The organism is Candidatus Tumulicola sp. (assembly GCA_035601835.1).
Lineage (GTDB): Bacteria > Vulcanimicrobiota > Vulcanimicrobiia > Eremiobacterales > Eremiobacteraceae > DATNNM01.
Genome location: DATNNM010000011.1, coordinates 42,594 through 63,291 on the forward strand (window position 1 = coordinate 42,594; position 20,698 = coordinate 63,291).

Genomic DNA, 20,698 nt, shown 5'->3' on the forward strand with positions numbered 1-20,698 from the left:
CATGCCGACACTGCTTCGGCGGCTGCTCGCCGACGTCGGCGATGCGCGGGTGAGCGGCGATCCCGACGTCTTGATCTCTTCTATCACGGTCGACTCGCGCCGGGTCGAGCGCGGCGCCCTTTTCGCGTGCGTTCGCGGCGAGCGCGATGACGGCCACTCGCATGCGCGCGCCGCGGTGCTCGCCGGCGCGGCCGCCGTACTAGCGGAACGCGAAATCGAGTTGCCCGGCCGCACGCCGATCGCACTCGTCCCGGATGTTCTCGCAGCGCTTTCTCCGATGGCAGCGGAGCTTCAGCGCCGCCCCAGCGCGACGTTGACGTGCGTCGGCGTCACCGGCACCAACGGCAAGACGACCACGACGCACTTCATCGAGGCGATCGCGCTTGCCGCGCAGCGTCCGTTCGGTCTGATCGGCACGCTCGGAGCTCGTCTCGCTGGCGCATTCAGCCTCCCGCTCGAACACACGACTCCCTATGCGCACGAACTGCAAGCGCTGCTCGCGCGCTTTCGCGACACAGGCGCGGCCGGCGCGGTGCTCGAGGTGTCGAGCCATGCGCTCTCGCTGCATCGCGTTGATGATGTCGCATTCGACGTCGCCGCTTTGACCAACGTCACGCACGATCATCTCGATTTCCATGGCAGCTTCGAGCAATACGTGCGCACGAAGAAGCGCCTTTTTGAGATGACCGGACGCAGCGGCATCAAGCCCGGCGGCACCAGCGTGCTCAATCTCGATGATGCGGTCGGCAGATCCCTCGCGCCGGATGCGAAACGAAGGATGACATACTCGCTCGAGAACAACGAGGCGATGCTGCGCGCGAGCGACGTCGCGCTGACGGCGACCGGCTCGACCTTCTGGGTACGCAGCCTTCGGCCGGCGCCGTTTTCGATCCATCTGCCGGGCCCGTTCAACGTCGCCAACGCGATGGCCGCGATCGCGGTCGGGTGCGCTCTCGATTTCGACGTCGAAGCGATCGCCGAGGGGTTGGAAGCCGTGCGCGAAGTTCCGGGGCGCATGACGAGCGTCGCAGCGCCCGGTTTCGGCGTCTACGTGGACTACGCGCACACTCCCGACGGACTTCGCAACGTCCTGCAAGCGGCGCGCGCGGTGGCGACTCGCCGCGTTCTCTGCGTGTTCGGTTGCGGCGGCGACCGCGATCCGCTCAAACGCCCCGTGATGGGGCGCATCGCGCGCGAATTGGCCGATCACGTGGTGGTGACGAGCGACAATCCGCGCTTCGAAGATCCGATGCGCATCATCAATGACGTGCTCGCCGGCATGCAGGGCACGGCGGGCGTCGACTTCGAGGTCGTTCCCGATCGCGCCCAGGCGATCGAGCGCGCCGTGGCGCTGGCCAAGCCGGGTGACGTCGTCGTCATCGCCGGCAAAGGACACGAGGCCTATCAACTCGTCAACGGGGAACGCCTCCCGTTCTCGGACGTGGCGGCGGCCGAGAGCGCCATCCGCAAAGTGCGCGTATGAGCCGCCTGACGATCGCCGACTTCATAAAGGCCGCATCCGGTCATCTCATCGGTGCCAGCGTGCCGAACACGCCCTTCATCCCCAGCACGGATTCCCGCACGTTGAGCCCGGGCGAGACGTTCGTTTGTCTGCGCGGTCCAAATTTCGATGGTCACGACTTCATAACCGATGCCGTAGCGCGCGGCGCGATCGCCGTGGTGGTCGATCGGCCGGCGGCTGCCGAGAGCGCCACCGTGCCGGCGATCGTGGTCGACGACACCAAGCGCGCATATCTCGCGGGCGCTGCGCGAGCGCGCAAACTCGCCGCCGGCGTCCAGCTCGTGGGCATCACCGGCAGCAACGGCAAGACGACGACCAAAGAGATGGCGGCGCAATTGATCGGACAGCACCGGCGCGTGAGCGCCACGCCGATGAACGAGAACAACGAGCTAGGGCTGGCCAGATTGTGCTATGCGCTCGACGGCGTTGATGTGGCGGTGGCGGAGATGGGCGCGCGCCATCCCGGCGAGATCGAAGAACTTGCCGGCATCGCAGCGCCGGACGTCGGCGTGTTGACCAACGTGGGCGAGGCGCACCTCGAATTCTTCGAGGATCGCGAACAGCTGGCGCGTACGAAATTCGCGCTGCTCGAACGCAGCGCTCGCGCGGTGTGCAACGCCGCCGACGCGTGGACGCGGCGGTTGGCCGTTGAAAAAGGTATCGCGAGCTCCGCATTGTGGGTGCGGTTGTGCGGCGACGAGAACGCCGCCGGCCTGACGCTTGAGGCAGGTTCGCCTCACGACGGCCGCGTTGCGGTGTCGCTGGGCGCCTCTCACGCCTTCGCCGAGTGGCGCCTCGTCGGCGAGCAGCACCTCCGTGACGCGCTGCTCGCAGCCGCCGCGGCGATCCATTGCGGCCTGACTTTCGAACAGATCATCGCCGGTTTTGGGTCGCTGCGGCTGCCCGCTGGGCGCTTCGAAACCCACGCGCTGCCATCGGGCGCGTTCGTCGTCTATGATGCCTACAACGCAAGTCCGACTTCGGTGGCGCATGCGTTGCGCGCTTTTGCGGTGCTGCCCGCGCTCCGGCGCATCGTCGTGCTCGGCAGCATGGCGGAACTCGGCGACGACGCCGCAGCCCAGCACGAGGAGACCGGCGCGGCAGCCGCACGCTGCCTGCTCGATGCGCTCTATTGCGGAGGCGAATTCGCGGAAGCGCTTGCGAGCGGCGCGCGGCGCGCAGGCATGCCGCCTTCAGCGGTCGCGACGTATTCAAGCAATGCGGAGATCGCCGGCATCCTGCGGCGTTCGCTGCAATCCGGCGACGGCGTGCTGCTCAAAGGCTCGCGGGTGCAGCGCATGGAGGAGATACTCGAAGCGCTCGCGGCTGAGAAGGCGCCGACATGACGCTTCGCTCGTTCATCGTCGACGCTCCCGGTCTGTCGCCGCACATCGTGGCGCTGCCGGTACGTACGCCGCTGGTGAAGGCGGGCGACGACCTGCCGGCCGTGGTGGCGACGGCGGTACGCGGCATCGCAGCGCCAGACGACGTCGTTTGCGTTTCGGAAACGGCAGTGGCCATCGCGCAAGGACGTTCCATACCGGCGGAGGCGATCAGGCCGGGCAGACTTGCGCGCATGCTCGCGCAACGCTCCGGTTCGTACGCGACGGTCAACCAGCCCGAATCGATGCAGCTCGTCATCGAGAGCGCCGGAGCATTGCGCGTGCTCGCCGCAGCCGCGGCCTCTGCCGCAGGCCGGCTCATCGGCCGGCAGGGTGACTTCTACCGCATTCTCGGACCCGCAGTGGCCGAGATCGACGGCTACACGGGCACCATGCCGCCGTACGAACGCCACATCGTCTTGGGGCCGGATAGACCCGAGGAAGTCGCCGGCGAAATCGCGGCTGCGTGCGGCACGCACGCGGCGATCGTCGACGCCAACGATCTCGGCAAAGTCGAAGTTCTCGGAGCGAGCACGGGTCTCGATCGCGAGGCGGTGCGCGAGTGCTTGCGCTCCAATCCGCACGGCAACGGCGATCAGCAGACGCCGATCGTCGTGCTCAAGTATCGCCCGAGCATCGGCTCGCACGTTGCGAGCCCGTTGCTCTTCGCCCAGGCGGCTCAGTGCTGAGCCCCGCGGCGTTCCTCTGGCTTGCCGCGCACGTCGCGGTGGGCGGCGTCCTCGCGGCAATCGTCGTGCCTGGCGTGATAGCGTGGCAACGCCAACGCGGCTTGAGCCAGCAGATCTATGAGGACGCGCCGTCGTCCCATGCCGTCAAGGCGGGCACACCCACCATGGGCGGCATCGCATTTGCGATCGCGGCGCTGGCCGGTGCGCTCTTCCCGATTGAAAACGCAGTCGAAGCGCTGCCGCTTCTGTGCTTGGTCCTGGCTGCGGCCTGCATCGGCTTCGCCGACGATTACCTGATCCTGTCCAAGCACCGCGCGCTCGGTCTGCGCGCGCGCGCCAAGTTCTCGCTGCTCGCGGTGGCGGCGCTCGGCTTCGTCATCTGGGAGGCGACGCGCATGCCGCTGCACGGCGCGCAGATGTGGTTCGGCGGGCCGGTCCTGCTGCCGACATGGGTGTGGGCGATCCTGGCCGTGCTCGCCATCGTCGGCGCTGCCAATGCGGTCAATCTCACCGATGGGCTCGACGGACTCGCTGCAGGCTCGGCGATCCCGCCCCTGCTCCTCATGACCTACGTGTCCGGCAATGGGCTCGCCGCCTCTGTGCTCGGCGCGTGCGGCGGCTTCCTTTACTATAACCGCCACCCCGCTCGCATTTTCATGGGCGATACGGGCTCGCTGGCTCTGGGCGCGCTGCTCGGCGGGCTGGCCATCGACAGCGGCCTGCTCCTCCTGCTCCCGCTGATCGGCGTTGTCTTCGTCGTGGAAACGCTCTCGGTCATGGCGCAAGTCGCGAGCTTCAAGATGACGGGCAAGCGCATACTCAAGATGAGCCCGTTGCATCACCACTTCGAACTCTCGGGCTGGTCCGAATCGCGCGTGACGTTGACGTTCGTCGCCGCATCGCTCGTCGCCGTGTGCGCGATCTGGTTCGCACTCGTCGCCAGTTGGCCGCGAGGCGCTGCGCATTAGATGCAGAAAGACATCGCAGTGAAGTTCGGACGAGGCGACCGCGCGCTGGTGATCGGCGTTGGCCGCAGTGGGCTTGCCACAGCCGCCGTGCTGCGCAAGCGCGGCGTCCGCGTCGTCGCTTTCGACGACAAACGCTTCGAAGCGGGTTCGCCCGAGCGCGCGGCGCTCGACAAACTCGAGGTGCCGTTGCTCAGCGATCGCAGCGCCCTCACCACCGCAGCCGGCGACGCGCAGATCGCCATCCTTTCTCCCGGCATCCCGCAGAACAATCCGGCCGTGCTCGACGTGCAGCGAGCCGGCACGACCGTCATCTCTGAGATCGAAGCCGCATACCGGATCGCGAAGGCGCCGATCATCGCCGTCACCGGCACGAAGGGCAAGTCCACGACCGCTGCGCTCATCGGACATCTGCTGCGCGCGGCCGGCGCGAAAGTGCGCGTCGGCGGCAACATCGGCAACCCGCTCATCGGCGAGACCGCCAAAGCGAAAGCGGACGAGTGGGTCGTGGCGGAGGTGTCGAGCTTCCAGCTCGAGGGCATCACGACATTTCGGCCGCGCATCAGCGTGCTGCTCAACATCACCCCGGACCATCTCGATCGCTATCCGTCCATGGAGGAATACGCCGAAGCCAAGTTCAGGATCTTCGCCAACCAGCGGGCCTACGACGCGCAGCGAGGTTCAGAACAAGACTTCTTCATCGCCAACGCCGACGACCCGCTGGTCGCGTCGGCCTGGGATCGCGTTCCGTGCCTCAAAGCCTGCTATTCGTTCGGCAGCAATCCGGCTTGCAACCTGACGTTGGTGGGCGACATGATCGTCGAGCGAAGCGACGAGCTCCGACCGGTCGTAGCCGTTTCGCAACTGTTGATCCGCGGGCGCCACAACGCCGGCAACGCGATGGCGGCATATCTCGCAGCAAGTCTGGCCAATGCAGCCGTGGATGCCGTCGAGGCGGAGGCGGCGCTGCGAACCTTTGAGCCGATGGAGCATCGTCTGCAGACGATCTCCACCGCGGGCGGCGTCACCTGGGTGGACGATAGCAAAGCCACCAACCCGGCCGCCGTCATGAAGGCGCTGGAAACGTTTGACACGCCGATCATCCTGATCGCCGGCGGACGCAGCAAGAACACGGATTTCAGTGAGATGGGTTCGGCGATCGGCAAACGCGCCAAGCGCTGCATCCTCATCGGCGAAAGCGCGCGCGAGATCGGCCGGCAGATCGAGGGTCCGGTCGAGTACGTCGCTTCCATGCAGGCAGCGGTGCATGCCGCAGCGGCTGCCGCCGGCCCGGGCGATGTGGTTCTGCTTTCACCGGGCTGCGCTTCATTCGACATGTTCCAAAGCGCCGAGCAGCGCGGGACGAGCTTCGCCGCCGCCGTGCGCGAGTTCGCCGGCGGCCGCAAGGTCGGCGCGTCGTGATCGGACGGCGTGCGCCGGACACGTTCCTCTTGATCGTGACGGTCTTGTTGGTCGCGGTCGGCGCAGTCATGGTGTTCTCGGCGTCTTCGGTCGTCGGGATCAACAAGTACCACGATGCCACGCACTACCTCAAGCGAGAGCTCGTATGGATCGCGCTCGGCATCGCGGCGGCATGGTTTGGCGCGAAACTCGACTACGGCGCGTTGCGCAAGATGGCGCCGTATCTGCTCGGCTTGGCCGTCTTGATGCTGGTCGCCGTGCTGTTGCCGCACGTCGGCGCAGTAGCCGGCGGCGCTCGCCGCTGGTTCGAGTTCGGTCCCATATCGTTCGAGCCGTCCGAATTCGCGAAACTCGCGTTGGTCATCTTTCTCGCCAAAGTGTTCTCGGAACGCGAAGACGGCGCTCGCTCGCTGTCCAAGGCCGGCTTCCCCGCCATGCTTTGGGTGGGAGTGTGTTTCGCGCTCGTCGTCATCGAGCCCGACCTCGGCACGGCGAGTCTATTCGTCATGACCGCCTTCGTGATGCTCTTCGTGGGCGGCGCGCGCTGGTGGCATCTCGGCTTGGAGGTCGCAGTCGCGGTGCCGGCGCTGCTGGCTTTCATCTACTCCACGCCGTACCGCCGCGATCGTTTCACCGCATTTTGGAATCCGTGGCACGACCCGCGCGGCGCCGGCTATCACATCCTGCAATCGCTCTCCGGATTGGGTTCCGGTGGTCTTTTCGGCGTCGGCCTCGGCCAAAGCCGCCAGAAGTTCGGCTATCTGCCGGAGCAATACACGGATTTCATCTACTCGATCATCGGCGAGGAACTCGGCTTCATGGGCGCGGCTGCCGTGCTGCTGTTGTTCCTCTTCCTGGCGTATCGCGGCATCAGCATCGCCATGAAGGCGGAAGACCGGTTCGGATTCTATCTCGCGATCGGCATCACGAGCATCATCACGCTCCAAGCGCTCGTGAATATCGGCGTGGTGACGGCGTCGTGGCCGGTCACCGGCGTGCCGCTGCCGTTCATCAGTTACGGCGGCACCTCGATGGTGTTCAGCCTTTTCGGGATCGGGCTACTGGCCAGCATCTCGCGCGGTCGAACGAAAGCTGCGTTGGCCGAGGAGGAACGAAGGGAAGGACGCGGTGCGAATTCTTCTCACCGGCGGCGGCACGGGCGGTCATCTATACCCCGCGCTGTCACTAGCGCAAGCGCTCTCCGCCGCGCCCGCTGACCCCGGCGTGTGCAGCCCCGACGATCCGTCGGTCGCGTTGCCATTGCTCGACGGCGGCCACGAGCTGCTGTTCATCGGCACGCGCGGCGGCATGGAAGCCGAGGTCATCGCGCGCACGCACATCCCGCTCGCAATCGTCAGCAGCGGGCCGATGTCGCGCACGTCGCTGACCCGCGCTGTCGGCGGCTTGGCGGCGAGCGCGGTTGGCACCGCCCAGGCCTTGCCGATCGTGAAGCGCTTCAAGCCCGACGTCGTGATCGCCACCGGAGGCTACACGAGCGTTCCCGCGGTGATGGCGGCCGCGACATTACGCACGGCGCGCGTGCTGCGCGGCACGAAGATCGCTTTGATCGAGCCGAACGTCGAGCCCGGCCGCGCGAACCGGCTGATGGCCAACGTCGCGGACGAGGTGTGGGGCGCATACGCGGAGACGGGCAAGTTCTTTCCAAAGAAGTTCGTGCTGACCGGCATCCCAGTGCGCGCGGAGATCGCGGCTCGACCGACGCAAGTTGAAGCGCGCCGCAGCCTCGGACTCGACCCCAAGCTGACCACGGTTTTGATCTTCGGCGGCAGCCAGGGTTCGCGCACGATCAACGTGGCGACCAGCGCCATGATCGCGCGCCGGCGGCTGCCCCGGACGTGGCAAGTCCTGCACGCCAGCGGCGAGCGCGATCACGAATGGATGAAGGCCGAACGAAAGGTCGAGACGAGCGGCAACCGTTACCACCTCGTCAAGTATCTCGACGACATGGCGCTCGCGTACGCAGCCGCCGACGTCGCGGTGTGCCGCGCCGGCGCTTCGACGCTCGCCGAACTAGCCGCCGTCGGCCTTCCGTCGATCCTCATCCCCTACCCACACGCGGCGGACGACCACCAGCGCAAGAATGCGCGCCTGTTCGCCGGCCATAACGCGGCGGTGGTGATCGAGGACACAGGGCTAGACCCCGATTCGCTCTACTGGGCGCTCGTGAATGCGCTCGATCCCGACAAGAACGTGGTCATGCGTTTAGGCGCCGCACAACTCGCGCATCCGCGCGCACTCGATATCATGATCGAGCGCATCATCAAGGGCAAGATCGGCACGAGGTAGCGCCGCCGGAGAGGGACGCAAACCAGGCCCAACTAACAGAACGTTCTGAGATAGATGATAGGCTACAGGCACGTCCATTTTGTGGGGATCGGCGGCATCGGCATGAGCGCGATCGCGCGCGTGCTGATCGCGATGGGCGTGAGCGTTTCCGGCTCCGATCTCAAGACGAATGGCACGCTCGAGAAGTTGCGTCTGCTCGGAGCGCGCGTGCACCTGGGCCACGGTTCGGACAACATCGAGGGCGCCGATTGCGTCGTCATCTCCTCCGCGATCCCGCAAGACAATCCGGAAGTGATCGCCGCTCAGCGCGCGCGCGTCCCCGTGCTGCAGCGCGCCGAAATGCTGGCTGAGATCATGGCGGACAAGCGCGGCATCGCCGTGTCGGGCACGCACGGCAAGACCACCACGACTTCGATGATCGCGCTTGTGCTCGACGCCGGCGGCTTCGAGTCGACCGTGCTCATCGGCGGCGAGGTCAACGATCTCGGCGCGAACGCGCGTCTCGGTGCCGGCGACGTCGTGGTGGCCGAAGCCGACGAAAGCGACGCGTCGTTCTTGCGCCTCACGCCGGCGTGCGCGGTCGTCACGAATATCGAAAACGACCATCTCGGCTACTACCGCGATCTCGAGCACCTCATCGAAACCTTCTCGCTGTTCATCGGGCGCGTGCCGGCTAGCGGCTGCGTCATCGCATCTGCCGACTGCAACGCCGTGCGCGAACTCATCCGCCGCTTCTACGAGCAGCCGAAACTGCTGGGCGATCCGCGCGTGATCACGGCGGGCTTCGATCCGGCGGCGGGCGTTCGAGCTGAGAACGTCCGGCTGGCAGATTTCGGCTCCACATTCAGCGTCCGTCGCAACGGCGCGCCGCTCGGAGAGATCAGCCTGCGCGTGCCGGGCCGCATCAACGTGCTCAACGCTTTGTGCGCGCTCGCGGTGGGTCTCGAGTTCGGCGTGCCCTTCGAGGTCATCGCGCGCGCTCTGGCGCGCTTCCGCGGCGTCGCGCGCCGCTTCCAGATCCTCTACGACAGCGACGCGCTCAAGATCGTCGACGACTACGCGCACCATCCGACCGCGGTGCAGGAGACGATCGCGGCGGCACGCGCGTATTGGCCCGGGCGGATCGTCGTGGCGTTTCAACCGCATCGCTATAGCCGCACGGCATATCTCTTCCGCGACTTCGCGCACGCGCTGCTCGGGGCCGACGAAGTCGTCATCACCGATATCTACGCGGCCGGCGAGATCGCGCTGCCCGGCGTGCGCGCAGAGTCGATCCTCGAATGTCTGCGCGAGTTCGATCATCAAAAGTCCGTGACGTACCTGCCCAAACCCGCGGACGTCCTGGCGTATCTGCAGCATACGCTCGGTCCCGGCGATCTTGCGCTTACGCTCGGCGCCGGAGACATCGGCGGCGTGGCGCACGAACTCGCCGCAGGCCTCTCTGCCGCCGACGCGGGCGTCGGCTCGGTCTGACGTCAGCCTGCCGGTGATCGCTGGAGCGTCAGTCCCCGGCAACGCGCTCTCGAAGGATCAGCGAGCCGCATTGACGCGCATGCTCGGGAGCGCCGCATCCTTCGATGCGCCGTTGGCGCCGAAGACCTCGATGCGCATCGGCGGACCCGCTGCATGTTTCGCCGAGATCAAGCGGATCGACGACCTTGTCGCGCTCTTGGCTCTTTGCGAGCGCGATCGCATCGCGTGGTCGATGCTCGGGTTCGGCAGCAACCTGTTGATCCGCGACGAGGGCTTCCCGGGCGTGGTCGTGCGGCTCGCGGGCGACTTCACGAAAGTGACCATCGACAAGACCCGGGTGCGCGCGGGCGGAGCGACGCCGATCGTCGCGCTATGCCGCGACGCAGCGAAAGCCGGCCTTGCGGGCGCAGAAGCGCTCGTCGGCATCCCCGGCACGGTGGGCGGCGCGGTGCGCATGAACGCGGGCACCGACGTCGAGATCGGCGACGTCATCGACCGCGTCGAGGTGTTGGTCGCGGGCGACACGTTGCAGACTTTCACCAAACCGGAGTTCACCTATCGGCGCTCGACGCTCGACCGCCGTGCGGTCGTCTGCGCCGCCGAACTGGTGCTGCAGCACGCCGATCCGTCCGAGGTTCGCGCCGAACTGAACCGGCGCATCGCGCGCCGCAACGCCACCCAACCGCTCGAGCTGCCGAACTTCGGCAGCGTGTTCAAGAACCCGCCGGGAGATCACGCGGCGCGGCTCATCGAGACCGCAGGCTGCAAGGGCTGGCGGACCGGCGGCGCGCAGGTGTCCGAGAAACACGCAAATTTCATCGTCAACCGCGGCGGCGCGACCTGCAAGGATGTGCTCGCGCTGATCGATCGGGTGCGCGCCGCGGTGACGGCGCAACACGGCGTGGATCTGGAACTGGAAGTCCACATACTTTGACCGCCACGAGCGCGGGCAAACCGAAGGTCGCCGTCATCGCGGGCGGCGATTCCGCTGAACGAGAGATCAGTCTGCAAACCGGAGCGGGCGTCGTCAACGCGCTCGAGTCTTTAGGCTACCCGCACGTGACGCTCGACTTCGATGCTTCGTTCGTGGATCGGCTGCGCGCCGAACGCCCGGACGTCGTTTTCAACGCGCTGCATGGCGGCGCGGGCGAAGACGGCACCGTCCAGGCGATCCTCGATTGGCTGAAAGTGCCGTACCAGGGCTCAGGCCTTCGCGCATGCGCAGCCGCGATGGACAAGTGGACGTCGAAGGCGCTGCTGCGCATGCACGACCTGCCGACGCCGCGAGGCGTGCGCCTCGACGTCGATGCGGGCGAAGCCAAAGAACCACCGGAGCCGCCTGGATTGCCGTGCGTCGTGAAACCGCTCGCGCAGGGGTCGGCGGTCGGCGTCAGCGTCGTGCACTTCGCTGAATCGTGGGAAGACGCGGTGCGCGGCGCGAGCAGCTTCGGGGCCCCGATCCTCGTGGAGGAGTACGTCGAAGGCCGCGAGTTCACCGTCGCGATCCTCGAGCGACGCGCGTTGCCGGTGGTCGAGATCACGCCGCACGACGATTTCTACACCTACCATGCGAAGTACACGCCGGGCGCGAGCACGCACACCGTGCCAGCGATGCTTCCGACAGCGTTGGCGCAGCGCATGCAGGACTACGCGCTGCGTTTCCATCACATTCTTGGCTGCCGTGATTATTCTCGCGTTGATATCGTGATGTCCGTGACCAATTCGCTATATGTGTTGGAATGCAACACGTTGCCGGGGCTCACCCCGCTGAGCCTCTTCCCGGAGGCGGCGGCTGCCGCAGGCATTTCATACGAGGAGCTTGTCGATTCGCTGGTGCGCGCCGCTTGCGCCCGAGCCGGGGTGCACGCAGCGTGACGGAGGAGCGTGCCGCCCGGCCGCTGCGCGTCGTGCTCTTCGACCTCGACGGCACGCTCATCGATTCGACCGACCTCATCCTCAACTCATACGAGCACACGTATCGGACGCTCGGACGCATCATGGGTCGCGAACAGATCCAGGCCGACTTCGGGCTGCCGCTGCGCGACACGCTCGAGCGCTACTTCCACGGCGACGAACTCCGGCGCGCGCTCGAGATCTACATCGACTACAATCTCCGCCTGCACGACGACGGCGTTCGCCAAATACAGGGCGTCGCCGAACTCGTGCGCCGCTTGCGCGAGATGGATCTGCGATTGGGAGTCGTGACCTCAAAAGCGCGCGAGACGGCGCTGCGCGGCCTCATGCTGTGCCGCCTGGATCGATTCTTCGAGGTCGTCGTTGCGCGCGAGGACACGCGGCGGCACAAGCCTGAAGCCGAACCTATCATCTACGCGCTCGCCTCGTTCGAGGCGGATGCGGCCGAGTGCGCCTACGTGGGAGACACGCCCTTGGACATCGAGGCGGCGCGAGCGGCGGGGGTACGACCCATCGCCGCGCTGTGGCGTCCCGTTGCCAGAAAGGCGTTCGACGACTGGCGTCCCGACGCGTTTGCTGCGACGCCGCAGGAGGCTGCCGATATATTAGAGAGCTGGCGCGCCGCACGGGAACACGCCGAAGATGGGGAAGCGGCACAAGGCGCCTGACTAGGACTAGAGATGGGATTCATCGGCTTTCTTTCTTGGCTCCTGAGCTCTAACGTCAATGCGGACACGCGCCGCATTCTCGGCGTGTCCATGCCCGGCGACCTGACGCTGGAGGCGTCGATGGGCGTGGACGTCTCCCTGCCGCCGGACGCGACCATGTCCGAGTTGCCCAAGCCGATGGCGGAAAAAGCGCGCGATCAGATCGCCGCGCTCCAGAAGATCGATCCCGATTTCAACGAGGTTTCTTTCCTCAATCAAGCCACGGCCGCGTTTCAGGCAGCCATGCAGGCCGAGGGCGCGATGAAGCCCGATGCTGCGGCCTCGATCGGCACACCGGCCTTCGTCGATTGCCTGAAGCAAAAGGTGGATGACTGGCGCTCCGGCGCGCTCGCGCGCAGCATCAGCGGCGTGAAGCTGGATTCTCCGACGATCATGAAGATCTCCGTCGACGGTATGCGGCAACAGTTGACCGTGCGCTTCACCGGCACCGCGGTCCGCAACACGACCGACACGATCAGCAACACGCTGAGCGACGGAAGCGCCCAGCCGCAGTGGTTCACCGAGTTCGCGACCTTCGTGCGTCCGGCCGGTTCGACCACGCCCAAAACTGCGGCCGCGGGCGCACCGGTGAGCTGCCCTCGCTGCGGCGCTCCAGCGCCGCCCGGCGCGATCACGTGCCCGTTCTGCAGTTCGCCGCTCACCGGCACGGGCGGCATCTGGCTGCTCGACCACACAAGCGCTTCCGCATACACGTAACCAAGGTTCTTACCGCATCTTTTGAGAACCTTACGTCACGCCTCACAGGGCGACGTTTGTTTCTTAGGAGGTTTTCTTGATGAACCGTCTCTTGGTGATTGTCGCCGCGCTGGTCGCGCTTTCGTTCGCGAGCGCTGCCGTCTCGAATGCAGCTGCGCCACCGCAGAAACTGCCGCCGGGCATGACGCCGGCGATGTTCAAACAGATCATGGCGCCGGGTCCATCCCATCCGACCGGCATCCCAGCCGGCGCGGTGCCGTACCTCGGGTGCATTCCGACGATGGGCTTCCACTACGCCAACGCGAAGGATTGGCCGTTCGGACCGATCTACGGCTGGTACAAGGGCAAGGTGACCTTCACCGAGATCATGGTCGCCAAGGCGGCTTTCGAAAACGGCACGAGCTGGTCCAACGTGCTGAAGCCGCTACCCGGGCACCAAGTCGATCACGTCGACATCTGGTACGAGGCGCACGGCCATCCAGGGTACGCAGCGCCGCATTACGACATCCACGCCTGGTACGTGCCGAGTTCCGAGTACATGTACTACTGCAACAACCCGTCCGGCAAAAAACCCGCCTGGCTGTGATCTAAACGGACATAATGTAGCGTTCCGAGCGAAGCTCGGAGGTTTAGTGCGGCACAGCCGTCGGGTTTGGGAGCGGGTGCGCGCTTACAGGCTGTGGCGCGCGCTCGACCGGCTTGGGGGGCGCGGGCGGCGGCGGCGGCTGAACCGTCACGGGCACCGGATTGCCGTTGACGCCCCCCGAGACGGGCACGATCACAGTGCCTTTGTTTGGATCGACCGTGACGGGATGAACCGGATCGATGGTCACCGGCGCGCGCACGGGTTGGATCGAGCGGACGTATTGCGCTCCGCCGACCGGCAGCACGACGCGCCGCGGCTGCACGGCCAGTCGATCGAAGACGACCAGCTTGCTCGGCGACAGCGGCCGGTTGATGAGCGACGGCATCACCGCGTAGCGGACGTTATCCGGCAACGTGCGGCGCATGCCGTCGATCCGCAGCGGCGCCGTCGAATGCACCACGACGGTCTTCCCGTTCGACGCCATGAAATGCGCAGAAACCACCGCGCGTTGTGACAACACGCCATACGGCACGACAGCCGTCGTCCAGAAGTAGCCCGGATAGCCCGGCCACGGCGTCAGGTAGAACTGGCCCGGCAGGCCGACGATAGTCACAAAGCCCGACCCATACGGATAGAAGCGGCTGAAGAAAATGATCTCGACCACGTTGCCGGCCACGAGGAACAGCGGTCCGGGCGTGTAGAGCGAGAAGCCGGGCGGGCAGAAACCGTAGCGCCGGTAGCCGTAGGAATAGTTGGGCGCGTAGTCGAGCATGGACGACACATAGGAGAGGCTCCCCGCGTCCACGCGGAAGGTCCACTGATCCGAAAACGGCGTTCCGTCATCGCTTTGCCCGCTCACGGCGACGCTATGCCGGCCCGAGTCCAGCGCGTAGCGCGGGGTGTACGCGAAATAGGCGGAAGAAACCGTTGATTCAGCCGTGACGTCGGCGCCGTCGAACGTCACCGTCACGGTTGACGGATTGACCGCCGCTGAGCCGCCCTGAAAACGTCCGTAGATCTGCGGGTACTGCGTGCCGACCAGCGTCTCAGGAGCGGGCCGCTGATCGATCACCGAGCTGGCCAAGGCCGGAGCGCTCGTCACGTTCGTCGCGTAGCCGCTCGGGAGGCGCGGCGGGCCGCCGACCGCCGCGACAAAACTGCCCGGCCTGACCCCGGTGACGATCGCCACCACGCTGGTCTCCGGATTGTAGTCGGCCGTTGCGCCCAGCGCGTCCGTCAAAACTCGCAGCGGCACCATGACGCGCCCGGCGAACTCGCGCGGCGAGGCGTCGAGCGCCACGCGCCGGCCATTGACGTAGGCCACTGCGCTGCCGAGCGCGAGTTGGATGATGCGCCCGCCTTGGCGTACGGCGATGGAGCCGGACGCAGCGTCATAGGAGACCGCACCGCCGAGCCGGTCGACGATGTCGCGCAACGGAACGAGAACGTGGCTTCCGATCACGATCGGCGGAACATCGGTCTGCAGCGCCTGACCATTCAGCACGATGCTTGGCGATGCGGCACGAGCCGGTCCGCACAGACTCAGGGCGGCCACAAGCGAGAGCGTGAGGGCGAGCGGGGCGGCGTTGTTGCGCATGGCGCGCATATTCGACGAGCCGGGGGCGTTGTGCTCCCGGCTCGCTTGCCTGTTCTTCCTGGGAGCGCCTACTCCATGACGTCCGGACCCGGATCGCCGCCCTCGGCCGCGACTTTGAGCCGATCGTTGTAGTACGCCCATCCTTCGCCGTGCATCTTCGCACGCTCGGCGTCGATGAACCCGGTGTGCGTGAGCCGCACTACCGTAGCCTTGCCGTCGGCTTCCAGCTCATACCGCACGACCGTGCGCGAGCCGAGCGGGCTGTTCTTCCAGTCCCAGGTGTACGCGATTGCGCGCGGCGGATCGTATTCGATGATCTCGCCGACCGCGATCCACTCGCCCTTTTCGAATTGATAGCGGCCGCCGACCCGCGCTTCGAACGAGGTGATGGGTTCCCAGCGCTTCATCTCCTTGGGATCGGACAGCAATTTGAACACGTGCTCGCGCGGCGCGTTGATGCGGACGGTCTTGTCGACCACGAGCTCGGGGGCGTCCTTGATCATTGACTTCTCCTTCTTTGATCGCTCTCGGCGATGGCCTTGAGGTTGGCCAGCGCCGTGGTCCAGAAGGCATCCAGATATGCGCGCACGCCCGCCAGCCGCTCGGTGTTCACCCGATACAGTCTGCGCGTGCCGTTCTGCCTCTCAGTCACGAGTCCGGCCTCTTTGAGGATCTTCAAGTGTTGGGACACCGCCGGGCGGCTCACCGGCAAACGGTCGGCCAACTCGCCCACCGCGCGCGGTCCGCGTTTCAAGCGTTCGAGAATGGCGCGGCGAGTCGGGTCGCCCAGCGCGTCGAAGATCTGTCCGTAAGTATCCACTTACCGTAAGATACCACTAACGGATGTGCCTGTCAAGGCCGCCCCTCAAGTCCGGCGGCCTGCGCGGGTCGCTCGCCGATCAGGCCCATGCCGCGCAGCAGCGGCTCGAGCAACGCGCCTTGCACGACGATCGTGAAGAGCACGACCGCGAAGACCATGGAGACGAGCAGCGCGCGGTCCGGGAATCCGACCGGCAGACTCAACGCGAGCGCCATCGACAAAGCGCCGCGCATGCCGGCCAGCGCGATCGCGTTTTTCCATGACGGCTTAAGCGGTCGGCCGAGCAGCGCCGAGACCGGCGCGAACAGATGCACGATAAGGGGGCGGCCCAGCATGACGGCCGCGATTCCCAGTAGTGCTGCGGGCCAGATTGCCGCGATGTCGGCCATGTGGATGGACACGCCGATCAACACGAACACTCCGGTGTTCGCGACGAACGCGACCACCGCCCAGAAGCTACCGACCCACGCGCGATCCTGGTCGGACAATCTGCTGAGGCTGCGCGAGCCGGCCGCCACGATCGCGGCGAAAACGACCGCCATGATGCCTGAAACGCCCAAATAGTCCGCGATGAAATATGCGCCGTACGCCGCGATCGCGGTCAATATCGCGACGAGCGGCAGTCGCCTTGCGACAACTCTGAAGAGCAGCCGCACGGCGTAGCCGACGACGACTCCGACGGCGACGCCGCCCGCGGTGAGCAGCGCGAAATACCAGAGCGCTGCGGGCACGTCGAGACTCGCGCGCGACTGCGCGAGCGTCGCGAGCAGCACCGTGAAGGTGACAGCCGCCGTGCCGTCGTTGAACAGGCTCTCCCCTTCGACGACCGTCTGCACGGTAGCATTGATGCGCATCGCGCGGAACAGCGCTAAGACGGCGACAGGGTCGGTGGCCGCAACGACGGCACCGAAGATGAGCGCGGTTTCGCTCCCCATGTGCGCCCCGAACACAAGAAGCACATAAGAGATCGCGATGCCGAGCACGACGCCCAGCGTCGCGAGCAACGTCACCAGCGCCCAGTTCTTCGCGAGTTCATCCGTGTCAATGCTCCAGCCGCCGGCGAACAGCAGCGGCGGCAGAAAGACGAAGAGCACCAACCGCGGCGTCAACTCGATGGCTTGAGGATGCGGCAAGAGGCCGATGATCAAACCCACGACGACGAGCCAGACCGTGTACGGAATGCGCAGCGGCATACGCGTCAGGTAGCGATTCGCCCTTGATAGCGGCGTTCGAGATGCCCCGGTAGGCGCGCGAGGATCTCATAGTTGATCGTGCCGGCAGCGCGCGCGAGATCCTCGATATCGAGTTCGGCGACAGTTTGGCGCGCCGGACTTGAGCGGACGTCGCTGACGTCCAGCATGCAGGCATTCATACAGACGCGGCCGACGATCGGCGCTCGTGCCTCGCCGATGCGCACGCGCATGCGCCCGTTACCCGCTGCGCGCGGCAGACCATCGGCATAACCAAGCGGCAGGACGGCGATGCGGCTGTCGCGCTCGGGGACAAAGGCGCATCCATATCCGACGCTGTCGCCCTTGCCGACGTCGCGGATCTGCGCGATCGGTGCGAACCAGCGCAGCGCTGGGCGCAGCGCGAAGGCAGGCGCATCGCCGGCCATGGCGGCGCGGACTTCTGGCGACGGCCACTCGCCGTAGAGCGCGATGCCGCAGCGCACCATGTCGAGCCGTGTCTCAGGCCACATCATCGCCGCCGCCGACGCCGCGATATGCAATGCCGGTGCTTTCGTCCCGGGGTATTCTGCCGCAACTTTCTTCAACGCCGCCAGCTGCGCGAGCGTGAATTCTTTGTCCAAATCTTCGGCGTTCGCGAGGTGCGAGTAGAGACCGACCACGCCGACACCCAGCTCTGCGCAGCGCCGCAACGTGCCCGCGGCCTGCGCGCGCGCCACGCCGAACCGGTTCGTGCCGGTATCGATCTTGACGTGCGCGCCGATACGCCGGGCAGCGACGCGGTCGACGTCGCCCTCGTCGAGGATCGCCAACTCGAGGCGGGCTTGCGCGGCCGCGGCCAAATCGTCATCAGCAACCGGTCCGACGACGAAGATGGGATGCTCGATCCCGGCTTCGCGCAACGCGAACGCCTCGCCGGCGGCGAAGACACCGAACCGAAGTCCGTCCAAATCCGAGCCGGCCAAGGCCCGGGCCACGTGCACCAGGCCGTGGCCGTAGGCGTTGGATTTGACCACCGCGCAAAGGCGCGCAGGCGCCGCCCGCCTCGCCAACGCCTGGGCGTTGGCGACCACCGCGCCGAGGTCGATTTCCAGCCAGGAGCGGGCTTCAGCCACCGCTGCGACCCGGGCGGCAGGAACATCTTGTCAAGCTCGGAATCTCCCGGTATAATCAAATTGGCACTCAAGTGCCAAGACTGCTAATTTAGCCGATAAGCCCCGTGGAGCAAGACCTTCAGGGTCGCGCGCAGGGGCTAAAGCCACCATTCTCGTCCTCGCATCGTCGCCCCGCTTCGGGGCGTGGAGCGCGACCTTCAGGTCGCGCGTGAGGCGCGAATATCGCACAACGTCATAAGGAGGGTGTGTTCCCGTGCCCGCAACCGCGTCCAAAACCGAACTCAAGCCGCTTGGCGACCGCGTGGTCGTCGAATCCATCGAGCAGGCGTCGACCAGCACCGGCGGCGTCATCCTGCCGGACACCGCCAAAGAAAAACCGCAAGAGGGCGTGATCATCGCCGTGGGTCCCGGCCGCAGAACCGACAAGGGAGACGTGATCCCGATGGAGCTCAAGGTCGGCGACAAAGTCATCTATTCGAAGTACTCGGGGTCCGAGATCAAGATCGACGGTAACGAGTACCTGATCGTCAGCGAGAAAGACGTTCTCGCAATCGTGAAACGTTAAAGGAGCGCGAACAAAACCATGGCTGCAAAGGAATTACTTTTCGACGAAAGCGCGCGCCGCGCTCTCGAGCGCGGTGTGAACGCACTCGCCGACGCCGTCAAGGTGACGCTCGGTCCCAAGGGCCGCAATGTCGTGCTTGACAAGAAATTCGGCTCGCCCACCATCACCAACGATGGCGTGACGGTGGCGAAGGAGATCGAACTACCCAACCACTTCGAGAACATGGGCGCACAGCTCATCAAAGAAGTCGCGTCCAAGACCAACGACATCGTCGGCGACGGCACGACCACCGCGACGGTGCTCGCGCAAGCGATCTACCGTGAAGGCCTGCGCAACGTCGCGGCGGGCTCCGATCCGCTCGCGATCAAACGCGGCATTGAGAAAGCGGTCGAGAAGGTCGTCGAGGCGCTCAAGAAGATGAAGCATCCGGTCGAGACCAAAGAGGACATCGCCCGCGTCGCCTCCATCTCGGCCAACGATCGCGCGATCGGCGACATCATCGCCGAGGCGATGGAGAAAGTCACCAAAGACGGCGTGATCACCGTCGAGGAATCGCGCACCACCAAGACCGAGCTCGAACTCAAAGAAGGCATGCAGTTCGACAAGGGCTACATCTCACCGTACATGGTCACTGATCCGGAACGCATGGAAGCGACGCTCACCGAGCCGTACATCCTCATCACCGAGCGCAAGATCTCTGCGATCGCAGACATCCTGCCGCTGCTCGAAAAAGTCGTGCAGGTGCAAAAACCGCTCTTGATCATCGCGGAAGACGTCGAAGGCGAAGCGCTTGCGACGCTCGTCGTCAACAAGCTGCGCGGCACGTTCACGTGCGTTGCGGTGAAGGCGCCGGGTTTCGGCGACCGCCGCAAAGAGATGCTCAAGGACATCGCGATCCTCACCGGCGGCACCGTGATCTCCGACGAACTCGGCCTCAAGCTCGACAAGGTCACGCTCAACGAGCTCGGCAAAGCGCGCACGGTCAAGATCACTAAAGAGGAGACCACGCTTGTCGACGGCGCCGGCAAGAAGGAAGAGATCAAGGGCCGTATCGAGCAGATCAAGCGCCAGATCGAAGACACCGATTCCGACTTCGATCGCGAAAAACTGCAGGAGCGGCTGGCCAAGCTCTCCGGCGGCGTCGCGGTCATCCAAGTCGGCGCGGCCACCGAGACCGAGCTCAAGGAAAAGAAGCACCGCATGGAAGACGCCGTCTCGACGGCGCGCTCTGCCGTGGAAGAAGGCATGCTGCCGGGTGGCGGCGCCGCGCTCGTCCACGCGTTAAAAGTGCTCGAGGAGGCCAAGGGCGGCAACGGCCAGCCATCCGATGAGGTGGTCGGCACGAACATCATCCGCCGCGCCCTCGAGGAGCCGCTGCGTCAGATCGCGCAAAACGCCGGCTTCGAAGGCTCGGTCGTCGTCCAGAAGGTCAAGACGCTAGGCGCCGCCGAGGGCTTCGATGCGCTGACCGGCGCTTATGGCGACATGTTCAAGTTCGGCATCGTGGACCCGCTCAAGGTCACACGCTCCGCGCTTGAAAACGCCGCGTCCATCGCAGCGCTGCTGCTCACCACCGAGACGCTCATCACCGATAAGCCCGAAGACAAGAAGGGCAACGGAATGCCGGGCGGCGGCGGGGGCGGCATGGGCGGCTACGACATGATGTAGGCTTTGCCTACAAATAAACTATCGCCCCGGCCGCACGGTCGGGGCGTTTTTTTTTGGCA

The 20,698-nt window shown here is 65.8% G+C and carries 20 protein-coding genes; 15 read left to right on the top strand and 5 right to left on the bottom strand.

Features of this window, described 5'->3' with window-relative positions:
* Position 1: 1 nt before the first annotated feature.
* The 13 genes from VN934_04975 to VN934_05035 all read left to right on the top strand — a co-directional run bounded on the left by VN934_04975 (position 2) and on the right by VN934_05035 (position 13,684).
* On the top strand, positions 2–1,483 hold the full coding sequence (locus tag VN934_04975) for a UDP-N-acetylmuramoyl-L-alanyl-D-glutamate--2,6-diaminopimelate ligase (protein HXM18144.1): 1,482 nt from the start codon (positions 2–4) through the stop codon (positions 1,481–1,483).
* Positions 1,480–2,868 (top strand): UDP-N-acetylmuramoyl-tripeptide--D-alanyl-D-alanine ligase, encoded by a 1,389-nt coding sequence (murF, locus tag VN934_04980; protein HXM18145.1) that lies wholly within the window; start codon positions 1,480–1,482, stop codon positions 2,866–2,868. Before VN934_04975 ends, murF begins: the two co-directional genes overlap by 4 nt.
* A complete protein-coding gene (locus VN934_04985; protein ID HXM18146.1) occupies positions 2,865–3,593 on the top strand; it encodes a coenzyme F420-0:L-glutamate ligase in 729 nt (242 codons plus the stop codon). The genes murF and VN934_04985 overlap by 4 nt, the downstream gene beginning before the upstream one ends.
* Positions 3,587–4,561 carry a phospho-N-acetylmuramoyl-pentapeptide-transferase gene (mraY, locus tag VN934_04990; GenBank protein HXM18147.1) on the top strand — a complete coding sequence of 325 codons (975 nt, stop codon included), beginning with the start codon at positions 3,587–3,589 and terminating at the stop codon, positions 4,559–4,561. Before VN934_04985 ends, mraY begins: the two co-directional genes overlap by 7 nt.
* Complete coding sequence (gene murD / locus VN934_04995) at positions 4,562–5,980, top strand: UDP-N-acetylmuramoyl-L-alanine--D-glutamate ligase (protein ID HXM18148.1); 1,419 nt, start codon at positions 4,562–4,564, stop codon at positions 5,978–5,980.
* Positions 5,977–7,197: a putative lipid II flippase FtsW gene (ftsW, locus tag VN934_05000; GenBank protein ID HXM18149.1), complete on the top strand. Its 1,221-nt coding sequence runs from the start codon at positions 5,977–5,979 to the stop codon at positions 7,195–7,197. Before murD ends, ftsW begins: the two co-directional genes overlap by 4 nt.
* Positions 7,109–8,287: a UDP-N-acetylglucosamine--N-acetylmuramyl-(pentapeptide) pyrophosphoryl-undecaprenol N-acetylglucosamine transferase gene (locus tag VN934_05005; GenBank protein ID HXM18150.1), complete on the top strand. Its 1,179-nt coding sequence runs from the start codon at positions 7,109–7,111 to the stop codon at positions 8,285–8,287. The genes ftsW and VN934_05005 overlap by 89 nt, the downstream gene beginning before the upstream one ends.
* Before the next feature lie 54 nt (positions 8,288–8,341).
* On the top strand, positions 8,342–9,760 hold the full coding sequence (gene murC, locus VN934_05010) for a UDP-N-acetylmuramate--L-alanine ligase (GenBank protein ID HXM18151.1): 1,419 nt from the start codon (positions 8,342–8,344) through the stop codon (positions 9,758–9,760).
* Positions 9,666–10,694, top strand: a complete 1,029-nt coding sequence (gene murB / locus VN934_05015) for a UDP-N-acetylmuramate dehydrogenase (GenBank protein ID HXM18152.1) — start codon at positions 9,666–9,668, stop codon at positions 10,692–10,694. The genes murC and murB overlap by 95 nt, the downstream gene beginning before the upstream one ends.
* On the top strand, positions 10,691–11,635 hold the full coding sequence (locus VN934_05020) for a D-alanine--D-alanine ligase (GenBank protein HXM18153.1): 945 nt from the start codon (positions 10,691–10,693) through the stop codon (positions 11,633–11,635). Before murB ends, VN934_05020 begins: the two co-directional genes overlap by 4 nt.
* Positions 11,632–12,342, top strand: coding sequence for an HAD-IA family hydrolase (locus VN934_05025; GenBank protein ID HXM18154.1), 711 nt, complete (start codon positions 11,632–11,634; stop codon positions 12,340–12,342). The genes VN934_05020 and VN934_05025 overlap by 4 nt, the downstream gene beginning before the upstream one ends.
* A 12-nt stretch (positions 12,343–12,354) precedes the next feature.
* Positions 12,355–13,098: a zinc-ribbon domain-containing transport protein gene (locus VN934_05030; GenBank protein HXM18155.1), complete on the top strand. Its 744-nt coding sequence runs from the start codon at positions 12,355–12,357 to the stop codon at positions 13,096–13,098.
* A 79-nt stretch (positions 13,099–13,177) separates the two neighbouring features.
* Entirely contained in the window at positions 13,178–13,684 is a 507-nt protein-coding gene (locus tag VN934_05035) for a hypothetical protein (protein HXM18156.1), read from the top strand.
* Positions 13,685–13,727: 43 nt separating this feature from the next.
* Here the strand turns inward: VN934_05035 and VN934_05040 are convergent, their stop codons facing one another.
* From VN934_05040 to alr, 5 genes are read right to left on the bottom strand one after another with little or no spacing between them, the layout of a single operon-like run.
* Positions 13,728–15,290: a copper amine oxidase N-terminal domain-containing protein gene (locus VN934_05040; GenBank protein HXM18157.1), complete on the bottom strand. Its 1,563-nt coding sequence runs from the start codon at positions 15,288–15,290 to the stop codon at positions 13,728–13,730.
* A 59-nt stretch (positions 15,291–15,349) separates the two neighbouring features.
* Positions 15,350–15,784 carry an SRPBCC family protein gene (locus VN934_05045; protein ID HXM18158.1) on the bottom strand — a complete coding sequence of 145 codons (435 nt, stop codon included), beginning with the start codon at positions 15,782–15,784 and terminating at the stop codon, positions 15,350–15,352.
* Positions 15,781–16,101, bottom strand: a complete 321-nt coding sequence (locus VN934_05050; protein HXM18159.1) for a metalloregulator ArsR/SmtB family transcription factor — start codon at positions 16,099–16,101, stop codon at positions 15,781–15,783. The genes VN934_05045 and VN934_05050 overlap by 4 nt, the downstream gene beginning before the upstream one ends.
* Positions 16,102–16,133: 32 nt before the next feature.
* On the bottom strand, positions 16,134–17,294 hold the full coding sequence (locus VN934_05055; GenBank protein ID HXM18160.1) for a sodium:proton antiporter: 1,161 nt from the start codon (positions 17,292–17,294) through the stop codon (positions 16,134–16,136).
* 5 nt (positions 17,295–17,299) lie between these two features.
* Positions 17,300–18,406: an alanine racemase gene (alr, locus tag VN934_05060; protein HXM18161.1), complete on the bottom strand. Its 1,107-nt coding sequence runs from the start codon at positions 18,404–18,406 to the stop codon at positions 17,300–17,302.
* 253 nt (positions 18,407–18,659) lie between these two features.
* Between alr and groES the strand changes: the two genes are divergently transcribed.
* Complete coding sequence (groES, locus tag VN934_05065; protein HXM18162.1) at positions 18,660–18,971, top strand: co-chaperone GroES; 312 nt, start codon at positions 18,660–18,662, stop codon at positions 18,969–18,971.
* Between the two features lie 18 nt (positions 18,972–18,989).
* A complete protein-coding gene (gene groL, locus VN934_05070) occupies positions 18,990–20,639 on the top strand; it encodes a chaperonin GroEL (protein HXM18163.1) in 1,650 nt (549 codons plus the stop codon).
* Positions 20,640–20,698 lie beyond the last annotated feature (59 nt).

Excerpts from the sequence above, each read along its gene's own strand:
- VN934_04975 (HXM18144.1), top strand. The coding sequence starts at position 2 with ATGCCGACACTGCTTCGGCGGCTGCTCGCCGACGTCGGCGATGCGCGG.
- murF (HXM18145.1), top strand. The coding sequence starts at position 1,480 with ATGAGCCGCCTGACGATCGCCGACTTCATAAAGGCCGCATCCGGTCAT.
- VN934_04985 (HXM18146.1), top strand. The coding sequence starts at position 2,865 with ATGACGCTTCGCTCGTTCATCGTCGACGCTCCCGGTCTGTCGCCGCAC.
- murD (HXM18148.1), top strand. The coding sequence starts at position 4,562 with ATGCAGAAAGACATCGCAGTGAAGTTCGGACGAGGCGACCGCGCGCTG.
- murC (HXM18151.1), top strand. The coding sequence starts at position 8,342 with ATGATAGGCTACAGGCACGTCCATTTTGTGGGGATCGGCGGCATCGGC.
- VN934_05030 (HXM18155.1), top strand. The coding sequence starts at position 12,355 with ATGGGATTCATCGGCTTTCTTTCTTGGCTCCTGAGCTCTAACGTCAAT.
- VN934_05035 (HXM18156.1), top strand. The coding sequence starts at position 13,178 with ATGAACCGTCTCTTGGTGATTGTCGCCGCGCTGGTCGCGCTTTCGTTC.
- VN934_05040 (HXM18157.1), bottom strand. The coding sequence starts at position 15,290 with ATGCGCGCCATGCGCAACAACGCCGCCCCGCTCGCCCTCACGCTCTCG.
- VN934_05045 (HXM18158.1), bottom strand. The coding sequence starts at position 15,784 with ATGATCAAGGACGCCCCCGAGCTCGTGGTCGACAAGACCGTCCGCATC.
- VN934_05055 (HXM18160.1), bottom strand. The coding sequence starts at position 17,294 with ATGCCGCTGCGCATTCCGTACACGGTCTGGCTCGTCGTCGTGGGTTTG.
- groL (HXM18163.1), top strand. The coding sequence starts at position 18,990 with ATGGCTGCAAAGGAATTACTTTTCGACGAAAGCGCGCGCCGCGCTCTC.